The sequence below is a fragment of the Mesorhizobium sp. M0678 genome (genome assembly GCF_040320505.1).
GTDB lineage: Bacteria > Pseudomonadota > Alphaproteobacteria > Rhizobiales > Rhizobiaceae > Mesorhizobium.
Genome location: NZ_JAMYPT010000007.1, coordinates 310,360 through 336,534 on the forward strand (window position 1 = coordinate 310,360; position 26,175 = coordinate 336,534).

Here is a 26,175-nt window from a genome sequence, read left to right on the forward strand (position 1 = left end):
TAGGCTAGATGTTGAACGCCCGCTTCGGCGGAATATCGTTTTCATCCGGATTGGGAATGGGGTCCTCGTCGGGGAGCCTGTCGGGGTCCGGCTCACGCACGGGCTTGGGATCGGGGATGGGAGGCGGCGGCACCGGGGTCGGGGTTGGCTCGGGTGTGGGAATAGTGGCCATCGTGATCATCTCCTCTTGGCGCAGAACAACGCAATGGGTCAGCTGGTTCCCGCCTTCTGGTCAGCCCATCTCCGGATTCGCCTGTCTGCTGCCCGACTTGCTTGATCGCAGCAGTAGAGCAAGCGGAACGAGCAGGGCGGTTGCCACCGCGCAGTAGCGGAAGACATCGACATAGGCGAGCAGCGTGGCTTGGCGGGCGATCAACTGGCCGAGCCAGCCGATCGCCTGCTGCTTCGCCTCGACCATCGGCGAACCCTGGGCGACGAAATGCTCGGTCGCCTGCCGAAGCGCCTGCTGATAGGCGGGCGACGACTGCACGGTGTGGCCGACCAGATTCGCTTGATGGATCTGGGAGCTTTGCGCAATGACGGTGTTGGACAGCGAGACGCCAATGCTGCCGCCGATATTGCGCGCAACGTTGATCAGCGCCGATGCCTGGTTGGTCTTCTGCGGGGGCAGGCCGACATAGGCCGCGGTCGAGATGGGAATGAACAGGAACGGCAGCCCGACCATCAGGAAAACACGTGCAAAGGCAAAGAAGCGGAAGCTGGCGTCCGGGGTGAGCGAGGTCATATGCCAGAGGGCCACTGCGACCACCGACATGCCCATCATGATCAGGTATTTGGGCTGCACGATGGTGCCTACAAATCCGGACACCGGCATCAAGATCAGCATGGCGATGCCGCCCGGCATCATCGAAAGGCCCGAGAGCGTCGCGGTATAGGCAAATGTCGTCTGCTGCAGCTGCGGCACGATCTGGGTGGTGCTGAACAGGATAGCACCGACCGCCATCATGACCAGGAAGGCTGTGCCGAACTGGCGCGTGAACAACAGGCGCATGTCGACGACCGGATCGCCGCGACTGAGTTCCCATGGAATAAGCAGCAGGAACGCGATCGCGGAAATCACTGCGAAAGTGGTGATGAAATCCGAGGCGAACCAATCGTAGCGCTGGCCCCGGTCGAGAAAGATCTCCAGGCACCCCAAGGCAATCGCCACCAGGACGAACCCGACCCCGTCGATCTTCAGGCCGCCTTCCAGCCGTTCCTTGCGTTCGCGTTCGAGTACGTCCGGTTCGACCAACAGCCATTGCACCAAGGCCAGCGACAGGATGCCGAACGGCACGTTGATGAAGAAGATCCAGTGCCAGGAGAAATGGTCCGTCAGCCAGCCGCCGATCGTCGGCCCGACCGTCGGTGCGACGATGACGGCAATGCCGTAAAGCGCGAAGGCCTGCGAGCGCTTTTCAGGCGGAAAGGTGTCGGCAAGGATCGATTGCTCGCTTGGCGCCATGCCGCCGCCGCCGAGGCCCTGAAGGACCCTGAACAGGATGAGCAGTTCCAGGTTGGGCGCCAGTCCGCACAGCAGCGACGCGACGGTGAAGGTCGCGACGCAGAGCATGTAGTAGCGCTTTCGGCCGATGACGCTTGCCAGCCAGCCGCTGACCGGAATGATCACCGAGTTGGCAACGAGATAGGTGGTAATCACCCAGGTGCTTTCATCCATTCCGGCCGCCAGGCTGCCGGCGATGTCGCGCAGGGCGACATTGGCGATCGAGGTGTCCAGCACCAGCATGAAAGTGGCGATGGAGACGACGACGGCGATGAGCCACGGATTGTGTGTCCCGGCGGCGGATCGGCTTTCGCCCTGATTTCTGGCGGTTTCGCCGTTCATCGCACCTTGACCGTCGGCACCACCGACAGGCCTGGCCCGAGAAGCACATCCGGCGGCTTGTCGAAGACGATCTTGACCGGCACGCGCTGCACCACCTTGACGTAATTGCCGGTGGCATTTTCGGCCGGCAGGAGGCTGAAGGCGGTGCCGCTGCCGGCCTGAATGCTGTCGACGCGGCCATGGAAGGACTTGTCCGGGTAGGCGTCGATGTCGATGTCGACCGGCTGTCCCTGCCGCATCAGATCGAGCTGCGTCTCCTTGAAATTGGCCTTCACCCAGACCTCGTCGGGAACGAACATCATCAATACCTGGCCGGGTTGGGCGTAGGTGCCCTTAGCGGCGGAAATGCTCGTTGCGCGCCCGGCTGCGGGTGCTGTGATAGTCGTGCGCGACAGCGTCGTGCGGGCTTGCTCCTGGCTGGCCTTTGCCTGCTCGAGCTGCGCCTCGGCGCTCCTGGCCTGTGCCTGCAAGACCGAAACCTGGCTTTTTGCGGAGGCGACATTGGCCTCGGCGCTGTCCAGCGCGGCCTGGTCCTGACGCAACATCGATGCCGCCTGCTGCGCCTGCTGCTGCGTTGCTGTGCCCCTGGCCAGGAGTTCGCGATTGCGTTGATCCTCGGCCTTGGCGAAATCCAGCGCTGCCTTGGCCTGTGCAACCTGCCTCTGGGCAGCGTTTACCTTTGCGTTTTGAGCCTCGATCTGGGCGGCGACATTGACGATTTCGGCCTCGGCCGCGGCGACGCCGGCGTCGGCCTGCTTCAGGTTTGCCTGATAGTCGCTGTCGTCGATACGCAGGAGGACATCGCCCGCCTGTACATGCTGATTGTCGGTAACCGCCAGCTCGGTAATGCGGCCGGCTATTTGCGCACCGATCGTCACTGTGCGCGCATCTATGAAGGCGTCGTCGGTCGATTCGTACTGGCGAGCGTTCAGCCACCAGATCGCGATACCTGCCGCGACGAGCAACAGCGCAAGCGCGATGGCTGCGGCCGCATAGGGATGGCGCCTGGGAAAGCCGAGCAGACCGGCCTTTCGTTGCGAGGCATTCCCGTCGGGTTTTTCCTGCCGGGGCTCTGCCGATCGCTCACGAGATTCTCGAACCGGGGCCGGTTGCTCCCGGGTTTCATTTACAGGCTCGACGTCTTGTTCGACGCGTTGAGGCTTCGTGTCCAACGGAATTGCTTTCAAGACTGATATTGCAGCCGCCGAAGCGGACGCAAAGCCAAACGGCAAGCTTCCGCAAAAGTTCCTGTCCGGAAACGGGTTCGGTTAACGGGTCGACATCGAACACAGGCGGGGGCGCGTCGGAATTCGAGCGCCGCTTCACCGGGCAGGTGATCCGTACGCCTCATGTTGCGACGGTCCGGCCTTGTCAGCGCTCCATGGCGCGATAATTGATCATGTAGGCGTGGGCGAATTCACCTGTCGACAGGAGCCGACCATGAAACATCAAACACTCGACCAACTGCAGGCCGTCGCGGAAGTTGAGTCCTTCGCGGCGTATCCGGCGATGACTCGAACCCAGCGGATTGAACGTTGGGCGGAACTTCTCGAACAAAACCCGACGCGATGCCTTGGGGCGCTTCCAGGCACCGAATATATGAACAGGGAAGCGCGTGACAGATCGCGTGGCGCTGGGACGCCGCTCACTGTCGCCTTCGAGGATCCGGTTCTGCGTGCCATGGGTCTCAGCGATGATACCTATGGTGAGGCAAAGCGCTTCTTCGAACTGAGCGACCGGCAGTTGCACCAAATCGTCTGCCATTGCCATGTCGGCGCTACGATGCAAGCGAGATGGGCCGCTGCCAGGGTGCGCGGGATAGTTCGCGGCAACAGATTTGTTGCCTGGATGAAGGGCTTGATCGTGCATTGAGGCGGTACGAGGAACGGCGGAACACGCGTTCTTTCCGCGCCGTGGAGAGCGCTTCCGAACTTGGAAGGGCTCGTGCCCCGTCGGGCCGCGCAGATTGTGAAACTCCTCGACGCTTGGCTGCGCCTTGTCGCGGCCATGCGTCCGTCTTTGATGTGAGAATTTGAGCTGGCCCGCCGCAGGTGAGGGCCTTCGTCTGACCGGCGGTCGAGCGCCGTCCAGGCCTGCCTGCGCGGCTACTAACGACGAATGATCCTGCGATCGGGGAAGATCCTGCGACCTGGCTAAACTAGCGATCGATTTCTCCGAACACGATGTCGAGCGAGCCGATGATCGCGGCAACATCGGCGATCATATGGCCTCGGGACAGGAAATCCATCGCTTGCAGGTGGGCGAAGGAAGGTGCGCGGATCTTGCATCGGTAGGGAACGTTGCCCCCGTCCGACACGAGGTAGACGCCGAATTCACCCTTCGGCGCCTCGACGGCGGCATAGACTTCGCCGCTCGGCACGCGAATGCCTTCGGTATAAAGTTTGAAGTGGTGGATCGTCGCTTCCATCGAGCGCTTCATCGTGGCACGCGGCGGCGGCGTGATCTTGCGGTTCGGGATCGCGACCGGTCCCTGGCCTTCGGGTGAGCGCAACTTTTCCAGACATTGCCGCATGATCCGGACCGACTGGCGCATTTCCTCCATGCGGACGAGATAGCGGTCGTAGCAGTCGCCATGCTTGCCGACCGGGATATCGAAATCCATCTCCGAATAGCATTCGTATGGCTGCGCCTTGCGCAGGTCCCAGGACGCGCCCGATCCGCGCACCATCACGCCGGAAAAGCCCCAGGCCCAGGCATCGTCGAGGCCGATCACGCCGACATCGACATTGCGCTGCTTGAAAATGCGGTTCTCGGTCAACAGCTCTTCGAGATTGTCGCAGACCTTGAGGAACGGATCGCAGAACTTCCAGATGTCGTCGAGGAGTTCCGGCGGCAGATCCTGATGCACGCCGCCGACCCTGAAATAATTCGCGTGCATGCGGGCGCCGGACGCGCGCTCATAAAAGACCATCAGCTTCTCGCGCTCGGCGAAACCCCAGAGCGGCGGCGTCAGCGCGCCGATGTCCATGGCTTGCGTGGTGACGTTGAGGAGGTGCGATAACAGCCGGCCTACTTCGCAGAAAAGCACGCGGATGAGCTGTCCGCGTTTCGGAACCGATATTTCGAGGAGCTTCTCGGCGGCGAGACAGAATGCATGCTCCTGGTTCATCGGCGCGACGTAGTCGAGCCGGTCGAAATAGGGCAAGGCCTGCAGGTAGTTCTTGTACTCGATGAGCTTTTCGGTGCCGCGATGCAGCAGGCCGATGTGGGGATCGGCGCGTTCCACGATCTCGCCGTCGAGTTCGAGCACCAGCCGCAGGACACCGTGAGCGGAGGGATGTTGTGGCCCGAAATTGATGGTGAAGTTGCGAACTGCAGCCTCGGCCATGACAGTCCTCCGCGATCGGGCGGCCTTCGTTTCCGTGCCGGAGCCGGCTTGTCCGCTTTCAGCCGCTCACGTCGTCGTCTGGATGATCAGCGTCAGCGTGCCGTCGCCGTCGATATTGGCTGCGACGACCTGCGTGGAATTAAGCCCGTTCGCCGCCAGCGCCGATGCCGCCTGCGGCGATGCGTCGATCGAACTTTGCAGGATGCGCAAATCCTCGGCGCTGGTCTGGGTGACGACGGCCTCCGCCTGTGCCTTGATGTCAGGAGGCAGATCCTCCATCGCCACGATTGTCACTGCAGTGAAATTCTGGGCGGAGAAGGCTTGGTCAGGTGTAGTCTGGTCGGGAGTGGTCCCTTCGGGCGTGGCTTGCTCCGGCAGGGTTTGCGGGGCCGTCGGCGGGACAGGAGCAAGCTCTGGTCCCACGGATTGCGCATAGACCGGCGAGGCAAGGGCCAGTGCCGAAAGTGTGGCAATTGTCGTCGATAGGCGCATGGCCGTTCCTTCCGTTTGCTCAGCGGACGATCAATTCGGTGACGACAAAACCATCGTGTCGAAATATGGTTCCGTGACCGAGGTGATGTCTTGCCGAAAGCCGTGATTGTCGCGGAAAGCAGGGCGCGAAATCCGGCGTTGCCTGTCTCAGGCAGCGGTGTGGCTGCGATCGGGCTGCGGCCAGCGCTGCAACGCCTCACGGCCCTGAGCGGTCAGTTCGTAGATCCCGCGATCGGTGCGCGCGAACCAGCGATACACATTGTGCAGCAGGATCTTAGGCGCGTTCGGCAGGTTGGGCTTCAAGTCACGCGGCCGCTTTGGGCCGTCGGCGAGGGCTGCGGCGCATGCCAGCGCCTGCTGGCGATAGGCGGTCATGATCGGCGCACGCGAGCCGCCGCCGGCGACAGGATCGCCCTGCCGACGCCGGTGTTCGTCAATTAGCTTCGAGCGGCGCCGGGGATCGCGACGCGGAGCCAATGCCGTCGGGCTGAGCAGCACCTGAACCTCGCCGTTCGGTCGCACGCCAAGCAGGCCAAAGCCGAGCCGACGGCAGAGATTGCGGTATCTCACATCGCTCTCACGGCCCTTGCCACGGGCCGACATGCATGCCGCTAGCCAGACCTCGTCGCTCGCCGCCATACGGTCGATGCCCTGGAGGATGAGCTCGAGATTGAACTTCAGCTTCAGCTCGCAGATGACGACGATCGGTGGAGAGTCGGCACTCAGCGCCAGCAGATCGCAGCCGCCGATCTCGCCCTTGACTATAAATCCCAGGCCTTCGAGGAAGGCCTTGACCGGGTTGTAGAGTGACGTTTCGAGCATGGGCCTTTGTCGGCTGCGAATCATCCCGCCGATCGGCGGTTCAGCGCGATTATCGCTCCTTGCCGTTGAACAGGAGGTAAACGACGGCCGAGCAAGCGGTCAGAGCCGTGCCATGGCCGCTTGCCAATTTGGTATGCTGGTATAATGTGTACCTAAGGTAGCATGCTCCGCGTAGCTGCGCTGTGCTGGACATCCGGGCGCCCGAGACATCGTCCATGGCATCGTCATTTGAGCGGCGGCTCCCCTGCGTTCTCTAATCCGCCAACCGGCGGCAATGTGCACACTAGTCAATGGGATGACGATCGGCAGGGCCGTCGTTGGAATTCAGGAGTAACGGACACATGACAACGATTGCGCTGTTTGGTGCGGGCGGCAAAATGGGTTACCGTCTGTCGACCAATTTTCGCGGATCTCCCTATACGATACGCCATGTCGAGGTCAGCGACGCCGGCCGCGAGCGGCTTAAGTCGGGCCTCGGCATCGATGCCGTCAGCGCCGATGAGGCGCTTGATGGCGCCGATGTGGTGATCCTGGCGGTTCCGGACACGCATATCGGCAAGGTCGCGGCGAGTATCGAGAGCAAGCTTGCGTCAGGCACCATGGTCGTCGTGCTCGACGCCGCAGCACCTTTCGCCGGCCACCTGCCGAAGCGGCCGGACCTGACCTATTTCGTCACCCACCCCTGCCATCCGCCGATCTTCAACGACGAGACCGACATGGCGGCCAAGAAGGACTATTTCGGCGGCGTCAAGGCCAAGCAGCATATGGTCAGCGCCTTGATGCAGGGACCGGAGGAGGATTTCGCCAAGGGTGAGGCGATCGCAAAAATCATCTGGGCGCCGGTCATGCGCTCGCATCGCGTCACGGTCGATCAGATGGCGCTGCTCGAGCCCGGCCTTTCGGAAACGGTATGCGCTTCGCTGCTCGTCGTCATGAAGGAGGCCGTTGACGAGGTGGTGGCGCGCGGGGTCGACAAGCAGGCGGCGCTCGACTTCCTGCTTGGCCATATGAACGTGCTTGGCGCCGTCATCTTCGGCGAGACCAAAGGCGTGTTCTCCGACGCCTGCAACAAGGCGATAGAGTTCGGCAAGCCGGTGCTGATGCGCGACGACTGGAAGCGGGTGTTCGAGCCGGAGGAGATTGCCGCGAGCATTCAGCGCATCACTTGAGGGCAGCGACGCGTTCTCCGGAACATGTCACCTGAAATTGTCATTGACTCATTATACCAGTTGGCTTAGCTGTTCGATGGATCGGACCGTCAAGCTTCGCAGCAGGATCAGGCGCTGGATGAGTGGAGGATAGGGGGAGCGATCCGTCGAGGTGAAGCCGGCCAAGGGCTTGTGAATCTGACGCGACCCGCCGCCTACGGCCGGCTAACGAAATCGAATGCATATAGCCTTGGGATAAGGCACGGATTTTCAACGGGAGGAATACATGAAACTGACACGCAGAATGACGCTTGCGGCTTTTGCCGGCATGCTGGCGCTTGGCACCGCCGCACCCGCCTATGCGGCGGATTTGATCGCCATCATCACGCCCTCGCATGACAATCCGTTCTTCAAGGCGGAAGCTGTCGGCGCGGAGGCCAAGGCCAAGGAACTCGGTTACGAGGCGTTGGTGCTCGTCCATGACGACGACGCCAACAAGCAGTCCGAATTGATCGACACGGCGATTGGCCGCGGCGCCAAGGCGATCATCCTCGACAATGCCGGCGCCGACGCGACTGTCGCCGCGGTGCAGAAGGCCAAGGACGCGGGCGTTCCTTCCTTCCTGATCGATCGCGAGATCAATGCCACCGGCGTTGCCGTCGCGCAGATCGTCTCCAACAATTATCAGGGCGCCCAGCTCGGCGCACAGGAATTCGTCAAGCTGATGGGCGAGAAGGGTAATTTCGTCGAGCTCGTCGGCAAGGAATCCGACACCAATGCCGGCATCCGCTCCAAGGGTTACCACGACGTCATCGACGACTATCCGGACCTGAAGATGGTGGCGCAGCAGTCGGCCAATTGGAGCCAGACCGAGGCCTATTCAAAGATGGAATCGATCCTCCAGGCCAATCCCGATATCAAGGGCGTGATCTCCGGCAACGACACGATGGCGATGGGCGCTTATGCGGCACTTGCCGCTGCCGGCCGCAAGGACGTCATCGTCGTCGGCTTCGACGGGTCGAACGACGTGCGCGACTCGATCACCTCCGGCGGCATCAAGGCGACAGTCCTGCAGCCGGCCTTCGCGCAGGCGCAGATGGCGGTCGAGCAGGCCAACGACTTCATCAAGAACAAGAAGTCTCCGGCCGAGGAAAAGCAGCTGATGGATTGCGTCCTGGTCAATGGCGACAATGCCGCCAAGCTGGAGACGTTCGCGCTCACCAACTGAGCCGGCGTAACATCAAGCAGCAAGGGACGAGCCTCCGGTTCGTCTCTTGCTTCCATTTCGTCCTTGCCTCCATTTCTCTGGATGCTCCTGACCGCCATGCCGAACGAGCCGACATGTTCAACAAGCTGACCCGGCCGATCTTTGTCGCGTCGTTCCTTGCAGCTATAGTCAGCCTGACCGCCTGCAAGATCCTGCCGACGCCGTCAGCGGAAAACGGCGGCACTGGCTCCGCATTCAATCCCGACAAGATGGTCGAGGACATCTGGGCGGCGAAAGTCATACCCTATCTGCAGCAGAAGGCCGGGCCGTTTGCCGACGTTCACACCTTGGCCAAGACCGATCCCGCCGCTGCCGGCGCCAAATACGGCAACCCGAAGAAGCAGGCGAATTCGCCATGGACCTTCGCCGTTCGGCTCGAGGGCAAGGTCGTGGCAGCCAATACACAGTCACGCGCGGCGACGATGGACATCGATGCCGACGGCGACGGCAAGGCGGACGCGCGGGTGCAGATCGGACCCGCCATGCGCGGAACCGCGCTGCGCGACAGCCTCGACTTCATCCAGTTCAACGATTTCACCAACCAGATCGACTTCGCCCAGTTCGGCAAGGCTTTCAACGCCTATGCCGACAAGACCGTGCTTTCCAAGCTGCCGCGCGAGGCACTCGAGGGCCGCAGCGTCGAGGTACTTGGCGCCTATACGCCGGGCAGTGGCCAGGACCTGCCTCTGGTGACGCCGGCGGAGGCAAAGATCGGGCCGAAGCCATGACCGGCGATCAAGATGTCATCCTGAAGCTGGAGGACGTCTCGAAAGTCTATTCCGGCACCGTCGCGGTCAAGCGGGCGAATTTCGAGGTGCGCAAAGGCGCGGTCAACGTGCTGGTCGGCGAAAACGGAGCCGGCAAATCGACGCTGATGAAGATCATCGCCGGCGTCGAGCAACCGACGCTCGGGCGCATCCTTCTGGACGGCGAGGAGGTTTCATTCTCGTCTTCCGGTGATGCCGTGAGCCGCGGCATCGGCATGGTTTTCCAGGAGCTGAATCTGTTCGGCAATCTGACTGTCGCCGAAAATATTTTCGCCACCCGCGAGATCACCAACCGCTTCCGCAAGATCGACCGCAAGGAGCAGGAGCGCCGCGCGGCGGAGTTCCTTGAACGCCTGGAAGCCGGCATCCGGCCCGACATGCTGGTCGAGGATCTGCGCATCGGCCAGCAGCAGCTGGTCGAGATCGCCAAGGCGGTTTCGCTCGATGCGCGCATCCTGATCATGGATGAACCGACCTCGGCGCTCAGCGCGGCGGAAGTCGAGATCCTGTTCAAGGTGATTGCCGACCTCAAGGCACGCGGCGTGGCAATCGTCTACATCTCGCACCGGCTCGAGGAACTGATCCGCATCGGCGACACCATCACGGTGCTGCGCGACGGGCGCATCACCGGCCAGGCGGAGATGAAAGACGTCGACACCCAGTGGATCGTGCGGCAGATGATCGGCTCGGACGCCAAGGACTTCGCCAAGGCCGACGGCCATGTGCCGGGCGAGGAAATATTCCGCGCCGAGGACATCTGCCTGCCGCGCGTCACCGGCGGGCTTGCGGTCGATCACGTCTCGCTATCGCTACGCACCGGCGAAATCCTCGGCATCTATGGCCTGATGGGCGCCGGACGCAGCGAGCTGTTCGACTGCATCATGGGCCGCCACGGCCATTCGACGGGCGCGATATTCATTGCCGGCAAAAAAGTGCACGAGCGCGACACGACGCGGCGCATCCGGCGCGGCCTGGCGCTGATCCCCGAAGACCGCCAGCGCGAAGGGCTGGTGTCGATCCTCTCCGTCGCCAGCAATCTGACGCTGGCCAGCCTGTCGCGGTTCGTGCGCCTGTTCCACATTCGTGGTGCCGCCGAACGACAGGCGGTGACCCAGACGGTGCGCGAACTGGCCATCAAGGTCGCCGATCCGGCGCAGGAAGTCTCGTCGCTGTCAGGCGGCAACCAGCAGAAGGTGGTGATCGGCAAGGCGCTGCTCACCGGCCCGAAGGTGCTGTTGATGGACGAGCCCAGCCGCGGCATCGACGTCGGCGCCAAGGCCGACGTGTTCCGCACCATGCGCAAGCTGTCGCGCGACGGCCTGGGGATTCTGTTTGCCACCTCCGATCTCGACGAAGTGATGGCGTTGTCCGACCGTATCGCAGTGATGAGCAATGGAAAATTGACCGGCATGTTCGATCGCGCAGAGGCGACGGAGGCCGCGCTCGTCGCTGCCTCGGCCTTCGGCCACGGACCGGTCCCGCACGGAGAGCAAGGCGCATGACTGACATCCCAGCCAAGGCGGCGGTCAACTCCATGTCGGGCGGCTCGGTCCTGCTGACGCTGATGAAGGCGAGGACGTTCATCGCGCTGATCGCCGTGCTGTTATTCTTCTCGATAGCCGCCCCCAATTTCCTATCGGCCGCCAATCTTATCCTGATGTCGAAGCACGTGGCGCTGAACGCATTCCTCGCAATGGGCATGACCTTCGTCATCATCACCGGCGGCATCGACCTGTCGGTCGGCTCGATCGTCGGCCTGTGCGGCATGGTGGCCGGCTACCTCGTGCTCAACGGCATCGACCTGCAGGTCGGCTACACCATCTATTTCAACGTCTTCGAGATCGCGCTGATCACGCTTGCCGTCGGCATATTGATCGGCGCCGTCAACGGCTTGCTGATCACCAGGCTTAACGTTGCGCCTTTCATTGCCACGCTCGGCGTGCTCTATGTCGCACGCGGCCTGGCGCTGCTGTCGTCGGACGGCCGTACTTTCCCCAATCTCGTCGGCAAGCCGGAGCTCGGCACCACCGGATTCGGCTTTCTCGGCGCCGGCCGGTTGCTCGGCCTGCCGGTCGCGCTCTGGATTCTGCTCGTCGTTGCGCTAGGGGCGGCCTATCTCGCCAAATACACCCCGCTCGGCCGCCACATCTTCGCGGTCGGCGGCAACGAACGGGCGGCGCGGATTTCGGGCGTCCGCGTCAATATGGTGAAGATGTTCGTCTACATGTTCTCCGGCTTCTGCGCGGCGATCGTCGGGCTGATCATCTCGTCCGAGCTGATGGCGTCGCATCCGGCGACCGGCGAGAGCTTCGAGCTGAACGCCATTGCCGCGGCGGTGCTCGGCGGCACCTCGATGTCGGGCGGTCGCGGTACCATCGGCGGTACCATTGTCGGCGCCTTCGTCATCGGCATCCTTTCGGACGGGCTGGTGATGATGGGAGTGAGCTCGTTCTGGCAGATGGTGATCAAGGGCCTCGTCATCATCGTCGCCGTCGTCGTCGACCAGGCACAGCGCCGGCTGCAGAGCCGTGTCACGCTGATGCAGATGGCAAAGGCCGGCTGACATGGCGGAACTGCGTGGAGCGCTGATCGGCTGCGGCTTCTTTGCCGTCAACCAGTTGCATGCCTGGCGCGACATAGAGGGCGCCTCGATCGCCGCCATCTGCGACCGTGATCCGGACCGGCTGCGGATCGTCGGCGACCAGTTCGGGGTCGCGCGGCGCTATACCGACGCGGCAGCGCTGTTTGCCGGCGAAAGGCTGGATTTCGTCGACATCGCCACCACCGCACCAAGCCACAGAATGCTCGTGGAGATGGCGGCGCAGCACGGCGTTCCGGCAATCTGCCAAAAACCGTTTGCGCCGACGCTTGCCGACGCCAAGGCGATGGTAAAGGCCTGTGCTGACGCCGGCGTGCCGCTGATGGTGCATGAGAATTTTCGCTGGCAGTCGCCGATCCAGGCGGTGCGTACCGTGCTCGACAGCGGCGAAATCGGCCCCCCCTTTTTCGGACGGATCTCGTTCCGCTCTGCCTATGACGTGTTTTCTGGCCAGCCTTATCTGGCGACGGGAAAGCGCTTCATCATCGAGGATCTGGGTATCCACATCCTCGACATCGCCCGCTTCCTGCTGGGCGACGTCTCGACCGTCACTGCGCGAACGGCGCGCATCAATCCCGGCATTGCCGGCGAGGACGTTGCGACGATGCTGATGGACCACACGAGCGGCGCCACTTCCGTGGTCGACTGCAGCTACGCGAGCAAGCTCGCTACCGAGCCGTTTCCGGAGACGCTGATCGAGATCGACGGCAGCGACGGCACGATCCGGCTGGCGCAGGGCTACCGGCTCACCGTCACCGGCAGGAGCGGGACAGCCGTGAGCGACGTCTCGCCACCGCTGCTGGCCTGGGCATCACGGCCGTGGCACAACATCCAGGAAAGCGTCGTCGCCATTCAAAAGCACTGGGTCGATTGCCTGACCAACGGAACCGAGCCCGCGACCTCGGGCGCGGACAACCTCAAGACATTAGCGCTGGTCGAGGCAGCCTATGCCGGCGCCGCAAGCCGGGAGCCGGTGCAACTCGACGCCTTGCTGAAATGACAGCCGACGCCTTCCTCCTCTACGGCACACGTGCCGTTGAAGCCGAACCGGTCAGGCTGCGCGCCGGCGCGCTGACGGCGGACTTCGTCAACGGCAATCTGCGCAGCATCCGCCACGGCGACACCGAAGTTCTGCGTGCCATCGCCTACATCGTCAGGGATCGCGACTGGGGCACCTACGAGCCGACGCTCACCGATTTAATCATCGACCAGGGCGATGACGCTTTCTTCGTCAGCTATTCGGCAGGTTGTTTCGGACCAGAGGGAAGCCGGCTCGACTTCCGTGCGACCATCAAGGGCTCGGCTGATGGCCAGCTGATCTTCGACGTGAGCGCTCTTCCCGACAACGATTTCGAGACCAATCGCTGCGGCTTCTGCATCCTGCATCCGATTGCCGGCCTGGCCGGCAGCCCGGTCACAGTCGAGCATACCGATGGCAGCGTGGTCGCGACGCGGCTTCCAGAGCTGATCGATGCCTGGCAGCCTTTCAAGGATCTGCGGGCGATCACCCATGAGGTCCGGCCGGGCGTCACCGCCGAATGCCGTATGCAAGGCGATACTTTCGAGATGGAGGACCAGCGCAACTGGTCGGATGCCTCCTACAAGACCTATGTCCGGCCGCTCGCGCTGCCATGGCCCTATGTGCTGCCCGCCGGCAAGACCTTCCGCCAGACCATCAGCTTGCGGATAGAGGGTCGCGGGAAACTGCCGGCGGCTGCGGCAACCGTCGAACCAATTCGCGTCACGCTCGGCAAAGCCGGACCGGCGCTGCCGGATATCGGCGTGATCGTCTATCCGGATGAGGTCGAGGCGGCGCTGGGCAAGCTGCCGATGCTGTCCGAGCTTGGTCCGCAGCAATTGATGTTCCATTACGACCCGACGCGTGGCCATGGGCTCGACGCCTTGCGGGCTTACGCCCAGCTCGCCGCCGCCTATCCGGTCCGGACAACGCTCGAATGTGTCATTGCCGGCGACGGCGATCTCGACGCCGAGCTTTCAGGCGTCGCCGACATGGTGCGCCAGGCCGGGCTCAAGCTTTCGGCCATTGCCGTCTCGCCCTCGGTCGACCGGCAGTCGACGCCGCCGGGCAGCGCATGGCCGCAATGCCCACCGCTCGAAGACGTCTATGCCGCGGCGCGGCGCGCCTTTCCCGACACCAGCCTCGGTGGCGGCATGTTCAGTTATTTCACCGAACTCAATCGCAAGCGTGTGCCGGCTGACCCGCTCGATTTCGTCACGCATTGCACCTGCCCGATCGTGCACGCCGCCGACGATCTCAGCGTCATGCAATCGCTGGGGGCACTGCCTTTCATCACGGCGTCAGTACGAACGATCTTCGGAACAATACCTTATCGGATCGGGCCGTCGACCATTGCCATGCGCCAGAACCCTTATGGCGGCGCGACCAAGGCCAATCCCGACAATCAGCGCATTGCCATGGCCGACCGCGACCCTCGCCATGCCGGGCTGTTCGGGGCCGCGTGGACGATCGGCTATGCCGCGCGCGTTGCGCCGGCCGGGCTCGAAATGCTCACGCTCTGCAGCTTCACCGGACCGTTCGGCGTACTGGCCTCGTCGGGCGAACCTGTCGAAGAAGGTGCACCCCGGCCGATTTTCCACGCGGTGAAAGGACTTTGCGATCTGGCCGGCCATGCGCATGTGGCGGCGACAACGACCGATGAGACGCGGGTGCTGGCACTGGCCGGCCGCTCCCAGACAGGCAAGATCATCGTCTGGCTGGCGAACCTTACCTCGGACGACGTTCCAGTCGATGTTTCCGGGCTCGGCTCCGATCGGGGTCCTCTGAAGATCTGGGATGGACGAATATCGCGCAAGATTCCGCGAGATACGTCGGTCCGGGACCATCTTGTGATGACACCCTATGCAATCGTCCGGATCGGCTGAAGTCATTTGCCGAGGCTCATGGATAGCCGCACTTCCGCGGCGGTTGCCCGTAGCCGCAGCACTTCCGTTGCCGACTTGTCACCGGATTTGCTTTCGAAACTCGCCTGGTGCCATTCCAGTTGTCTTGGAAAAAAGACGGCTGAACGAGGCGACGTCCTGATATCCGACGCGATAGCAAATTTCTGAAACACTCAGTTTCGTTTCCTCAAGCATGGATTTTGCCAACTCCAGCCGCCGTTCCTGGATCCATTTTCCCGGCGTTGTCTGGAGTTCGTCGAAAAATCTGCGAGACAGGGTTCGCGAAGACATGCCCAATTCAGTTGCGAGAAATTTCAGATCGATTTCCGACATCTTGTCTTTCGAGAGCTCGCGCAGCTTGTTCTCGAATGGGCTGGCCTCGTTCGAAATTTCGTCGAGGGAAAATTCGTAGGGACTCTGGAATTTGCGCGGCGGAGGAAGAACCAGAAGTTTTCGAATGATCCGCTCCTCCTTCGAGAAGCCCAGATCGATCAGCAAAGCCCTGGCGAGTTCGAGTCCGGAAAACCCGCCTCCGCATGTGTAAAGGCGGTCCTGGCGAATGAGCAGGCGGGAAGCGTCCCATCGCACTTGCGGAAACCGGCGGCTTGCCTCGGCTTTCAGCCACCAGGATATCGTTGCGCGTTTACCGTCCAATAATCCCGAATTGGCGAGCAGATAACACGCGCCGCAATGTGCTGCGATGATTGCGTCCTGCTGTTGCGCGAGCGCGATCAGCGGTTTTGAATGTTCACTCTCCTCGTCGAGCGAGCGCAGAAGCTCCGGAATCTCGACACCCGGCATCGCAATGAGAATCAGGACATCCATTTTCCGGGATGGTTGAGCCTTCGTCGGGAAGAAAATTCCTGTGGTTGATGCCGACGGCGCGCCCCTTGAAACGAACTCACAGGAGAGAACCTGTGAACGGCAGACGTCATTCACAAGCTGAAACATTTCCACGAGCGTCGAGACGACGGCCGAATAGAAATTCGACGGCAGCCAGATCACGACGTGGAGGCTCCTGTCAGCCATTGCGGTTCTCCCGGTGTCGTTCTCGCCGATTGGCAAATCTAGCATAGTCTTTGCAAGAATTGCCAATTCAAGAAGAAGCCAGGCGCCTCCAAGACGGGCCTATGCGGGCCTGCTGACGAAAGCGGGCGGCGGAAATCCACGGCTGGGAAGATGCAAATGCTGAAATCGCTGAATGAAAACAACGCGGCACATACACCGGATTCAGACGGCAACATAAAACTGCGTCGGTCCGGGCTCAGGCTGATCTGTGGTCAGCCAGTAGGCCGAGAACAAGGTCCGACCGCGACGCCGGTCGGGACCTGCACTTGATTTTCAGCTGCCGGAATTCATCACGTAGAGCGCGCGCGAGCGTTCGAGGTGCTTGATCATCGCCTTCTCGGCGCCATCCGCATCCTTGGCTTCGATGCGTCCGACGATCTCTTCATGCTCGGTCAGCGTGAACTTTTCCTTGCCGGTCCAGATCAGCATTTCGGTGTGGTATTCCTTTAGCCAGCCTAGCATTGCCTCGCTGACAGCGACATAGATCGGGTTACCGGATATTGCCGCGATCTGTGTGTGGAATTTCATGTCGGCGGATATGAAGGCTTCCGAGTTGCCACGATGGCTGCGCTGCTCGGCGACCGTTTCCCGCAGCCGCTGCACGTCCTCGGCTGTGGCCTTTTCTGCAGCTTCCTTGACCATGCCGCGCTCGAAGAAGATGCGCGCGTTCTTGAGGTGCTCGAGCGTGTCCTTCGATGACGACAGGATGATCTTGGCTGCGCCGTCGACCTGCTTGATGATCGACTTGGCGGTGAGCTGCAGCACCTTGGCACGCTCACCATGCGAGATCGCGACCAGCCCCATATTGCTCAACGCCTGCATCGCCTCGCGGATCGCCGGCCTGCCGACCTCGAAACGCTCCATCAATTCGCGCTCCGACGGCATGTCGTCACCCGGCAGCAATTCGCCGCCGGTGATCAGGCGCTTCAGTCTCAAGAATACTTCGTCGGAAAGCTTGCGCCGGACGATCGGCTCCGAACGGTTCATCGTCGCGAATCACTCCTTTGACCGGCCTATACCTAGCATTTCCGCCGTGAATTCCGGAACGCCTGTTGCCGACTCGCCCTTACCGCCAAGCCGGATAGGGCTTGCAATGCTTATGTACTCATTATACCAGATTTCGAGGGCCAAGGAACCTTTTTCGAAACCTCCCCGGCAGGCCGCGCGAATATGATTGTTCTTACCTATCGCATCGAAACGCCCGGCAATATCGAGGCGCTGGCGGCCAAGATTGCAAGCGACCAGTCGACCGGGACCTTCGTCGCGCTGGCCGGCGAGACGGAAGAGCTCAAGGCTAGGGTCGCAGCGCGAGTCCTGGCGATACGGCATCTGCCGGACGCGGACCGGCCGTCCCTTCCCGAAACCGGTTCCGGAGCAAGCCCCGAAGCACGCAACGGCCCGGTCAAGCGCGCCGACATCGATATCGCCTTTCCGCTGGACGCCATCGGCACCGACCTGTCGGCGCTGATGACCATCGCCATCGGCGGCGCCTTTTCGATCAAGGGCCTGTCCGGCATCCGTGTCGTCGACATGAAGCTACCCGAGGAGTACCGGGGCGCGCATCCGGGCCCGCAATTCGGCGTCACGGGCAGCCGCAGGCTGACCGGTGTCGCGGATCGTCCGATCATCGGGACCATCGTCAAGCCGGCGCTGGGACTCCGCCCGTACGAGACGGCCGCAATGGTGCAAGAGCTGATTGCCGCCGGCGTCGACTTCATCAAGGACGACGAGAAGCTGATGAGCCCGGCCTATTCACCGCTGTCGGAGCGAGTGAGGGCAATCATGCCGCTGATCCTCGACCACGAGCAGAAGACCGGTAAGAAGGTCATGTATGCCTTCGGCATTTCACATGCCGATCCCGACGAGATGATGCGAAACCACGATCTGGTGGCAAAGGCCGGCGGCAATTGCGCGGTGGTCAACATCAATTCGATCGGCTTTGGTGGCATGGCTTACCTCCGAAAGCGCTCCAGCCTGGTGCTCCATGCCCACCGCAATGGCTGGGACATTCTCACCCGCCATCCCGGCCTCGGCATGGATTTCAAGGTCTGGCAGCAGTTCTGGCGGTTGCTCGGCGTCGACCAGTTCCAGATCAACGGCATCGCCTCGAAATACTGGGAACCCGACTGGTCCTTCGTCGAATCCTTCAAGGCGGTGACCACGCCGATCTTTTCGCCGGCCGATTGCGCATTGCCGGTCGCCGGCTCCGGCCAGTGGGGCGGGCAGGCGCCTGAAACCTTCCAGCGAACCGGCCGGACGGTCGATCTTCTCTATCTCTGCGGCGGTGGCATCGTCAGCCACCCGGACGGGCCGGGCGCCGGCGTGCGCGCCGTGCAGCAGGCCTGGCAGGCGGCGGTCCAAGACATTCCGTTGGCGGATTATGCCTTGAGCCATGTCGAGCTGGCGCGGTCGATCGAGAAGTTCGGCGGCGGCGAGGCGGCCTGACGCCATGCAAAACCTGCTTCTGAGTTACTATGGCGACGACCTGACCGGCTCGACCGACGTTATGGAGGCGCTCGAGCTCGGCGGCGTGCCGACCGTCCTGTTCATGCGCCAGCCGGACGAGGCGCTGCTTTCACAATTTGCGCATTGCCGCGCCCTCGGGCTGGCCGGCACCAGCCGCAGCGAGACGCCGCAGTGGATGGACACGCATCTGCGGAATGCCTTCGCCTGGCTGAAGACCGTCAACGCCGAGATCTGCCACTACAAGGTCTGCTCGACCTTCGATTCCAGCCCGGCAATCGGCAGCATCGGCCGGGCGATCGAAATCGGCCGCTCGGTTTTCCGGCAAGACGGCGTGCCGCTGGTGGTCGGCGCGCCGCAGCTGAAGCGCTACACCGCCTTCGGTCATCTGTTCGCGGCCTATCGCGAAAAATATTTCCGCATCGACCGCCATCCCGTGATGAGCCGCCATCCGACCACGCCGATGGACGAATCCGACCTGCTGATCCATCTGTCGCGCCAGACCAGCCTCGCCTCCGGCCTGGTCGACCTGGCGACGCTGCAGTCCGCGTCGCGGTCGAAAGCATTCGACCGGCTTGTGGAGAATGGCTCAGGTATCGTGCTTGTCGATGTCGATAGCCTGGAAACCCAAGCACTTGCCGGCAAGGAGATTTGGCGCGCTCGCAAGCCGGGCGGTTATTTCGTCGTCGGCTCTTCAGGCATCGAATATGCCTTGCTGGTCGAATGGGCATCGAACCGGATCGTGGATACCAAATCCGCCTTTTCGCCGCCGGGCGCTGCCGACAGGATCGCCGTGGTCTCGGGGAGTTGCTCGCCGACGACGGAACGACAGATCCGTCATGCTCTGGCCGACGGCTTCGACGGGATCGAGCTCGACCCGGTCGAACTGGTTTCTGAGGCTTCGAACGACGCGATTGCGCGCGCGGTGGCAACCGGCCGCTCCAGCCTACGGGCCGGGCGCAGCGTCATCCTCTACACCGCGCTCGGACCTGCGGCCGACCGCGGTGCAGAAATCGATCTCCGGGAAGGCGCCCGCCATAAGCTCGGCCGCGGCCTTGGCGAGGTTCTCCGCGAACTGACGCTTCAAGAGAAGCTACTGCGCGTGGTCATCGCCGGCGGCGACACGTCGAGCCATGCACTTGGCCAGATGGGCGTCGACGCGCTGACGGTGCGAATGCCGCTGCCGGCATCGCCGGGCTCGCCACTTTGTGTGGCGCATTCAAGCATTAAGGCGATCGATGGGCTGGAAATTGCCCTCAAGGGCGGGCAGGTCGGAACCGACCGCTATTTCTCCACTATTCGCGATGGGGTCGGGTCCGCGGTTGAGAGCGGGGAATGTCAGGTCAAATCGGTGATGCTCGATCGGGATCGAGGATAGTCACTAGCCGGCAAACCAGAAATCTCAGGCGTTCAGACCAGCGGCAATGCCACTCATCCCGCTATCTGCCCATTGTCCTGCCTGGATGATACTGACGGGCGTAGGCGACACAGGCGTCTACCGTGCTGACACAGAGCGCATCGCGGTTGTTCGGCAGGTTGTTGTCGCCGGCGTAGGCAACCTCGGCAACATGACCGTCAACCATTCGAATTTGCGTGTTGCAATAGCCGCCGGGGGCGACGTTGACGGAACCTCCCAGCGCCGGGACGGGGCCAATGGCCACGGTCGGAACGACAATGTTGAGATTGCCGCGTTGAACGACGCGCTGATAGGTCCAGATCTGGCCGGATTTGCCGACATCGGCAGTGGCGGTCGGAAAGCCGGCGCACATTCGAACGTCCGCCTCGCTAAGGCCGACCATCTCCCTGCGGGCTGCCGCCGCCGTGGCGTCCTCCTTTGCAGTGCTCGACGTGTCGTCGGGCATGACGCAGGAAGACAGGATGGCGGCGCTTGCCGATAGAAGGAGAAGGGCAAGCTTTCGGGTGTGGAAAGATGTCATGCCAACTTCGGATTGCACGGGAGCCCGAATGCCAACCTAGGAAGTGGGCCAATCGAGTCAACCGGCAGAAAATTCACGAAGTCGTTTGGTACGTCATTCCGCCGCATGCATCTGCTGCAAGAGGTTGAGGCTGCCGCCGTGACCCTCGCGCCCTATCTTCCGCCTGGGCATCGGATTTCCAAATCCGACCCCTTCTTGTCAGATGTACTGGCGCACGGTGCTGTGACTTTGGTTCGGCCGACGGTGTGCTAGTTTCCAGCCAATTGCTCCGGAGACGTCATGCCTATCAAGCTGCAAGAAATCGCCCTCGCTCTTCTGCTGTTGGTTGCCGGAGTTGGGGTGGGTCACGCGGAGACGGCCCAGCGGCCGCCGCCTACAGGCGGGGTTCTCTCGCTCTTGCCACCGCCGCAGACTTCCGATCATTCGATCGTCATTGCCGGACGCACGCTCGATTACGAGGCCAAGGCCGGCACGCTGTCATTGCCGTCCGGCAAAGGCGATATCACCGCCGAGATTTTCTACGTCGCCTATGCACTGCATTCCGGGAAAGAAACGGGACCGGATCCGCGGCGCCCGATCACCTTCGTGTTCAATGGCGGTCCGGGAGCAGCTTCCGCTTATCTTCATCTCGGCGCGCTCGGTCCGCGGGTCCTGGCGACGGCGGCCGATGGAAGTTTCCTGCCGCCGCCGCAGAGGCTGTTCGACAACCCCGACACTTGGCTCGACATGACCGACTTGGTCTTTGTGGACCCTGTTGGAACCGGTTACAGCCGTGAAGCGCCCGGCACGGAAGCACACAGCTTCTGGGGCGTCAGCCAGGACGCCGCGTCGATAGGCGCGTTTATCCGGCTCTATCTGGCGCAGACGAACCGTACGGCATCGCCTGTCTTCCTGGCTGGCGAAAGCTATGGCGGCTTTCGAGCAGCATTGCTCGCCAGGAAGCTTCAGGAAGACATCGGCATCAGCCCGAGTGGCGTCGTGCTGATTTCGCCGGCGCTCGAATTCACGCTGGTGCGCCCGGACGAGTTCCAGCCGCTCCACTGGGCGCTGGAACTGCCGTCGCTGGCGGCAGTGCGCCTACACAGCGAAGGCGTTTCCGGCCCGGCCCTGCAGGAGCGGCTGGCGGAAGTCGAACGCTATGCGCTCGGCGATTATCTGGCCGCGCTGGCCGGTGGGCTGGAGCAGGGTGGACGCCTGGCGAGCCAGCGTGTCGCCGCAATCACCGGTCTGCCGCTCGATCTCGTCCAGCGGCACTTTGCACGCATTCCCATAGGGCTGTTCGCCAAGGAGTTTGCACGGGCAAAGGGCAATGTTCTCAGCGCCTATGACGGCAACATCGCGACAGCGGACGTGGCGCCAGAGAGCCTGGGAGTCGAGGGTCCCGATCCGGTGCTCGACCGAAGCGTGCCGGCGCTCACCTCCGCTTTCGTCGGCTATGTGCGTGATGAATTGAACTTCCGCACGGATATCAGCTATCGGCTTCTCAACCGTGAAGTCAGCGGCAATTGGGACTATGGGACGAGCGCGACGCGTCAGGGCTATGCGGGTGTCATGGACGACCTTCAACAGGCGCGCGTGCTAAACCCCAGCCTCGGCGTGCTGATCGTCAACGGCTACAGCGACCTGGTAACGCCGTACATGGGCTCGCGCTACCTGCTTGGTCAAATTCCTTTGCTTGCCGACGCAAAGCCCATTCGCACCGAGGTGCTGGAGGGCGGGCACATGATGTATCTGAGGCCGGATGGACGGGCGGCACTGAAGCAGGCCGCGTCCGAGCTTTACCGAACGACGCAATGAGACGGTTTGCCCAAAAAAGCGCCGGATACGCTGTTCGCCCTCTCATCAGGCCCTAGTTCCATCGCGATTGATCGGTTACACACCTAGGATGGCGTCTTTCAGCGACGTTCGACAACGGATTAGCCGGCTCTCCAGAATCGCGCCACTGGTGCGGCGTGCTGCCGAGCGGGCCATTCGGAACACCAAGCCACACAGGCTGACAAGCCTTGTTGACCGTTGGAATGCGCTGTCGCTGGCAACGCAGTTCCTGCTCGCGGGCGGTCTATTTTCCCTGTCAGCCATGGTGGTGGTGGGGATTTCCGTCACGAACCATATAGAAACCGTGGTCACGCAGAATTCGGCTTCCGCGACGGCTCTTTACGTGGACAGCGTTATCGCGCCGCTGCTTCCGGATATGCGCAAGAGCGAAGTGCTCGACGAGAGCGTCGCCCATGCGCTCGATGAAACGCTGGGACAAGGGGCACTCGGCACAAGGCTCGAATCCTTCAAGCTCTGGCGTCGCGACGGAACCATCCTGTATTCGACCGACAAGACATTGATCGGCAAGCGCTTCGAACCCAGCGACAATCTCCGGGCGGCATTCGCAGGCCAAATGGTCTCGGAGTTCGACAAGCTCGACGATCCGGACAGCGAGGCCGAAAGAGCCAGCGGCTTGCATCTCCTCGAGATCTACAATCCGGTGCTGCAGCCATGGTCGGGGGAAGTGGTGGCCGTTTCGGAATTCTACGAGGTCGCCACTGATTTTGAAAGAAACCTGCATCAGGCGCTCATTCGAACCTGGCTGGACGTTGCCGCCGTCACAGCGGCCTTCTTTCTCGGGCTGTCGGCAATCGTGTTCCGTGGCAGCCGCATGATCAGTTCGCAGAGCCGCTCGTTGAAGCAGCGCATTGCCGAGCTTTCCGATCTGCTTGCGCAAAACAGACTGTTGAGGCTGCGGGTGCAGCGTGCCTCGCAGCGTGCCACCGCACTTAACGAACGCTATCTCAGGCGCATCGGTGCGGACTTGCACGATGGCCCCGCGCAATTGGTTGCTCTCGCGGCGCTGGGGATCGACAGCCCCGTCATTGCCGATCCCGCTACGCCGCAATCGAAGCGCGCACAGGAATTGCTGGCCATCAAAGCACATCTGGACGATGCCATGCGCGAGATCAGGAGCATCAGCAAGGGCCTTGTCCTGCCGCATATCGAGCATGCCGAACTGGGTGAAATTCTCCAGCTAGCCGTACAGGCGCACGAAGAACGAACCGGCGTCAAAGTGAGATTATCGATGACCGGCGGCCATGCGCCGTTGTCGCCGGCGGCCAAGATTTGCATCTTCCGCTTCGTCCAGGAGGCGCTGAACAATGGATTCCGTCATGCCGGAGGTGAAGGTCAGTCGGTCGAGAAACATTTCGACGGCGAGCGCGTTTGTATCGAAGTGGCCGACGCCGGCGCTGGCTTTGACCCGCAAATCGTGCGTCCCGAGAGGCTGGGACTCGTTGGGCTGCGCGAGCGGGTGGAAAGCCTCGGGGGCCAGTTTACCGTGACTTCCTCACAGAGTGGCACAGTCGTAAGAATGGCCCTCAACATCGTTGAAATGGGGCAGACATGACAGTAGCCATCAAGCTCGCCATCGTCGACGACCACCCGCTGTTCAGGGAAGGCGTTGTGCGCACGCTCGATCAGATCGGCGGGTTCGAGATCGTCGGTGAAGGAAGCAGCAGAGACGATGCCCTGCGGATAATCGAAGACCAGCGGCCCGACATTCTGCTGATGGACATCTCGGTTCCTGGAGGTGGCCTTGGCGTGATCGGACCGGCCCTTGAGCGGCATCCGGCACTGAAAATTGTGATGCTGACCGTTTCGGAAGAAAACCAGCACGTGATGACCGCGTTGCAGAGCGGGGCAAGGGGCTATGTTCTGAAGGGGGTCGGGTCGAGGACGTTGGCTGCGATCCTGCGCACGGTAGCGTCGGGCGAACGATATGTCTGTCCACAATTGTCGGCGCGCCTGTTGGCCGATCTCTCGGCTCAATCAAAAGAGCCGGCGAAAGCTGACGGACTTGCCGACCTCACCAGCCGCGAAAGGGAGATCCTGACGCTGGTTGCCGCGGGACTGAGCAACAAGCGGATCGGGCTTCGGCTGAACCTGCATGAAAAGACGATAAAGCACCACATGACGCGAATCCTGGCCAAGCTCAACGTCAGCAACAGGACCGAAGCCGCCATGACCTTGCGCGACGCGACTGAGCGCCGCCATCCGCCTGTTCGCGATCATGCTTGAGCCGAAATTGCCGCACTGCGCGGCCATGTGAACTGGCCCTCAGTTGATCATTCCAAGCAACCTGTCCCGATCGGAACGCGTCGCCAGGCGCCGAATGATGATGCGGCCCTCGGCATCCCGCATTTCATATTGGTCGCTGTCGATGCGCTCACTGAGTCCGTTCGAATGCACCACGCCAATGCTCGGGCCGCTCACCTCGACCCGGTCTCCTGTGGATGCGTTGACAAAGAGTTTTGGCTTGCTATCGGGGTTTACCGCAGGGGCGGGATCAGGGAGATTGTCGTCCTGCGACTTTGCTTTGCCCGTGCCGGCACCAGCGTTCGAGTTCGAATTGCCGGAGTTTCCACCCGAATTGCCCGAATTGCCGTTCCCATTCCCGTTCCCGTTCCCGCCATTGCCGTTCCCGCCATCTTTGGCCCAGGCAGCCTGCGGGCCGAGCGGCTGCGATGATCCATCGACCACGACGCGATAGGGGCTCACGACGAGAATGAAGGTCAAGACGACTACAGAAATGCCGACATGACGTCCTCGTGAAGATCCGGTCCTTCGTTTCCGGGTCGTCATCAATGAACTTGCCAGTCGCATGTCGGAACTCCCCTTAATCATACGGCTCTGTCGTACTGCCTCCTGTTCGAATTCGTGTGATGCTTAAAACAATGGTTTGCGTCCGGAACGTCAAGACCCACCAGTCCCACGATGGTAACTGGTGGGTCTCGCTAGCGCAGGAAGGGACTATTTACTGCGCAAGTCTTTTGCCTTCCCGTGGTTGCGTCTCTCCGCGGTAGCGCCGACTTCCACCGTCAGCCAACAATAAATCCAATGGCCGCGACCCCGAAGCACAGGCCAAATAACGGAAAAAGCAGCCAACGTGCCTGGTGAATGCTCGGGTCCATGGCGGCCTCCTGTAACAGTCGGCATCGCAACGGGGCTCCTCGGAACTCAGTTCCTGAAACTCTCGCATTTCGGGCTTTTGCGATAGCAGCCTCGGACCAAAGTTTGGCCGTGCGGGTCCTTGGTCGATAGGCCTACAGACTGAAGTCCCTATGCCAGGAGCCGCCCTGCATTCGGCGACCTTTGTGTCCAACTGGCAGCTGCGATCCACCGCCCTCTTCGAATGCTTCGAGTTGTGTGCGTCAAGTTCTGCAAAATGGCGTGGCATTGCGGTGACGTCGGCGTGTCCGCCGCGCAGCCCCCGTGTTTAGCGGAGCGGCGGACACATGACGGTGCTCAGGCGGCCAAGGCCCTCAGGCTCTCCTTCTTGTGCTCGCGCAGATGATCCATGTTGAGGTAGCGGGTCGCCTCGAGCCAGTTCTCGTGGATCTCCACCGCCAATGCCCGAACCAGCCGCAGACAGCTCCGCGGGTTGGGGAAGATGCGAACGACCAGGGTGCGCCGCTTGATCTCCTGGTTCAGCCGCTCCAGCATGTTCGTAACCG

General features: G+C 62.0%; 24 protein-coding genes. 13 read left to right on the forward strand and 11 right to left on the reverse strand.

What is annotated here, in order from left to right; translation table 11 throughout:
• Positions 1-4 precede the first annotated feature (4 nt).
• The 3 genes from NKI29_RS16065 to NKI29_RS16075 are packed head-to-tail and all read right to left on the reverse strand — an operon-like array spanning position 5 to position 2,811.
• Entirely contained in the window at positions 5-172 is a 168-nt protein-coding gene (locus NKI29_RS16065; protein ID WP_084640998.1) for a hypothetical protein, read from the reverse strand.
• A gap of 60 nt (positions 173-232) precedes the next feature.
• The gene (locus NKI29_RS16070; RefSeq protein ID WP_352568088.1) at positions 233-1,846 is read right to left on the reverse strand and encodes a DHA2 family efflux MFS transporter permease subunit; all 1,614 of its coding nucleotides are present in this window, start codon (positions 1,844-1,846) and stop codon (positions 233-235) included.
• Entirely contained in the window at positions 1,843-2,811 is a 969-nt protein-coding gene (locus NKI29_RS16075; RefSeq protein WP_352568087.1) for an HlyD family secretion protein, read from the reverse strand. The genes NKI29_RS16070 and NKI29_RS16075 overlap by 4 nt, the downstream gene beginning before the upstream one ends.
• Positions 2,812-3,286: 475 nt before the next feature.
• On the opposite strand from NKI29_RS16075, the gene NKI29_RS16080 reads away from it, so the two are divergent.
• Positions 3,287-3,718: a hypothetical protein gene (locus NKI29_RS16080; RefSeq protein ID WP_023675469.1), complete on the forward strand. Its 432-nt coding sequence runs from the start codon at positions 3,287-3,289 to the stop codon at positions 3,716-3,718.
• Between the two features lie 286 nt (positions 3,719-4,004).
• Here the strand turns inward: NKI29_RS16080 and NKI29_RS16085 are convergent, their stop codons facing one another.
• The 3 genes from NKI29_RS16085 to NKI29_RS16095 form a co-directional block, all read right to left on the reverse strand.
• Complete coding sequence (locus NKI29_RS16085) at positions 4,005-5,195, reverse strand: NADH-quinone oxidoreductase subunit D (RefSeq protein WP_352568086.1); 1,191 nt, start codon at positions 5,193-5,195, stop codon at positions 4,005-4,007.
• A 66-nt stretch (positions 5,196-5,261) separates the two neighbouring features.
• Positions 5,262-5,687: a hypothetical protein gene (locus NKI29_RS16090; RefSeq protein ID WP_023675471.1), complete on the reverse strand. Its 426-nt coding sequence runs from the start codon at positions 5,685-5,687 to the stop codon at positions 5,262-5,264.
• Positions 5,688-5,834: 147 nt separating this feature from the next.
• Entirely contained in the window at positions 5,835-6,509 is a 675-nt protein-coding gene (locus tag NKI29_RS16095; protein ID WP_352620454.1) for a DUF2161 domain-containing phosphodiesterase, read from the reverse strand.
• Between the two features lie 341 nt (positions 6,510-6,850).
• Between NKI29_RS16095 and NKI29_RS16100 the strand changes: the two genes are divergently transcribed.
• The 7 genes from NKI29_RS16100 (at position 6,851) to apnL (ending at position 15,194) form a co-directional block, all read left to right on the forward strand.
• Entirely contained in the window at positions 6,851-7,678 is an 828-nt protein-coding gene (locus tag NKI29_RS16100) for a phosphogluconate dehydrogenase C-terminal domain-containing protein (protein WP_352568083.1), read from the forward strand.
• A gap of 265 nt (positions 7,679-7,943) precedes the next feature.
• Positions 7,944-8,885, forward strand: coding sequence for a D-ribose ABC transporter substrate-binding protein (locus NKI29_RS16105; protein WP_023675475.1), 942 nt, complete (start codon positions 7,944-7,946; stop codon positions 8,883-8,885).
• A gap of 113 nt (positions 8,886-8,998) precedes the next feature.
• Positions 8,999-9,652, forward strand: coding sequence for a DUF2291 family protein (locus NKI29_RS16110; RefSeq protein WP_352796670.1), 654 nt, complete (start codon positions 8,999-9,001; stop codon positions 9,650-9,652).
• Positions 9,649-11,193 (forward strand): sugar ABC transporter ATP-binding protein, encoded by a 1,545-nt coding sequence (locus NKI29_RS16115; RefSeq protein WP_023675477.1) that lies wholly within the window; start codon positions 9,649-9,651, stop codon positions 11,191-11,193. Before NKI29_RS16110 ends, NKI29_RS16115 begins: the two co-directional genes overlap by 4 nt.
• Positions 11,190-12,254, forward strand: coding sequence for an ABC transporter permease (locus NKI29_RS16120; RefSeq protein WP_023675478.1), 1,065 nt, complete (start codon positions 11,190-11,192; stop codon positions 12,252-12,254). Before NKI29_RS16115 ends, NKI29_RS16120 begins: the two co-directional genes overlap by 4 nt.
• Position 12,255: 1 nt before the next feature.
• On the forward strand, positions 12,256-13,290 hold the full coding sequence (locus tag NKI29_RS16125) for a Gfo/Idh/MocA family protein (protein WP_023675479.1): 1,035 nt from the start codon (positions 12,256-12,258) through the stop codon (positions 13,288-13,290).
• On the forward strand, positions 13,287-15,194 hold the full coding sequence (apnL, locus tag NKI29_RS16130; RefSeq protein ID WP_352644171.1) for a D-apionate lactonase: 1,908 nt from the start codon (positions 13,287-13,289) through the stop codon (positions 15,192-15,194). Before NKI29_RS16125 ends, apnL begins: the two co-directional genes overlap by 4 nt.
• 78 nt (positions 15,195-15,272) lie before the next feature.
• Here the strand turns inward: apnL and NKI29_RS16135 are convergent, their stop codons facing one another.
• Positions 15,273-16,241: a GlxA family transcriptional regulator gene (locus NKI29_RS16135; RefSeq protein ID WP_352644173.1), complete on the reverse strand. Its 969-nt coding sequence runs from the start codon at positions 16,239-16,241 to the stop codon at positions 15,273-15,275.
• Positions 16,242-16,553: 312 nt separating this feature from the next.
• Positions 16,554-17,267 (reverse strand): transcriptional regulator NanR, encoded by a 714-nt coding sequence (locus NKI29_RS16140; protein ID WP_352644175.1) that lies wholly within the window; start codon positions 17,265-17,267, stop codon positions 16,554-16,556.
• Positions 17,268-17,450: 183 nt separating this feature from the next.
• On the opposite strand from NKI29_RS16140, the gene oiaX reads away from it, so the two are divergent.
• Complete coding sequence (gene oiaX, locus NKI29_RS16145; protein ID WP_352644177.1) at positions 17,451-18,725, forward strand: 3-oxo-isoapionate-4-phosphate decarboxylase OiaX; 1,275 nt, start codon at positions 17,451-17,453, stop codon at positions 18,723-18,725.
• 4 nt (positions 18,726-18,729) lie between these two features.
• Positions 18,730-20,121 (forward strand): four-carbon acid sugar kinase family protein, encoded by a 1,392-nt coding sequence (locus NKI29_RS16150; protein ID WP_352644179.1) that lies wholly within the window; start codon positions 18,730-18,732, stop codon positions 20,119-20,121.
• 61 nt (positions 20,122-20,182) lie between these two features.
• On the opposite strand, the gene NKI29_RS16155 is transcribed toward NKI29_RS16150, so the two are convergent.
• The gene (locus tag NKI29_RS16155) at positions 20,183-20,680 is read right to left on the reverse strand and encodes a hypothetical protein (RefSeq protein ID WP_352469597.1); all 498 of its coding nucleotides are present in this window, start codon (positions 20,678-20,680) and stop codon (positions 20,183-20,185) included.
• Between the two features lie 279 nt (positions 20,681-20,959).
• On the opposite strand from NKI29_RS16155, the gene NKI29_RS16160 reads away from it, so the two are divergent.
• From NKI29_RS16160 to NKI29_RS16170, 3 genes are all read left to right on the forward strand, one after another.
• Entirely contained in the window at positions 20,960-22,477 is a 1,518-nt protein-coding gene (locus tag NKI29_RS16160) for a S10 family peptidase (RefSeq protein WP_352796673.1), read from the forward strand.
• A 148-nt stretch (positions 22,478-22,625) separates the two neighbouring features.
• Positions 22,626-24,068 carry a sensor histidine kinase gene (locus NKI29_RS16165; RefSeq protein WP_352644183.1) on the forward strand — a complete coding sequence of 481 codons (1,443 nt, stop codon included), beginning with the start codon at positions 22,626-22,628 and terminating at the stop codon, positions 24,066-24,068.
• Positions 24,065-24,739 carry a LuxR C-terminal-related transcriptional regulator gene (locus NKI29_RS16170; protein ID WP_352448141.1) on the forward strand — a complete coding sequence of 225 codons (675 nt, stop codon included), beginning with the start codon at positions 24,065-24,067 and terminating at the stop codon, positions 24,737-24,739. The genes NKI29_RS16165 and NKI29_RS16170 overlap by 4 nt, the downstream gene beginning before the upstream one ends.
• A gap of 39 nt (positions 24,740-24,778) precedes the next feature.
• Here the strand turns inward: NKI29_RS16170 and NKI29_RS16175 are convergent, their stop codons facing one another.
• Entirely contained in the window at positions 24,779-25,324 is a 546-nt protein-coding gene (locus NKI29_RS16175) for a hypothetical protein (RefSeq protein ID WP_352796676.1), read from the reverse strand.
• Positions 25,325-25,966: 642 nt separating this feature from the next.
• A partial coding sequence (locus NKI29_RS16180) for a transposase (RefSeq protein WP_352796678.1) occupies positions 25,967-26,175 on the reverse strand: 209 nt, incomplete at its 5' end.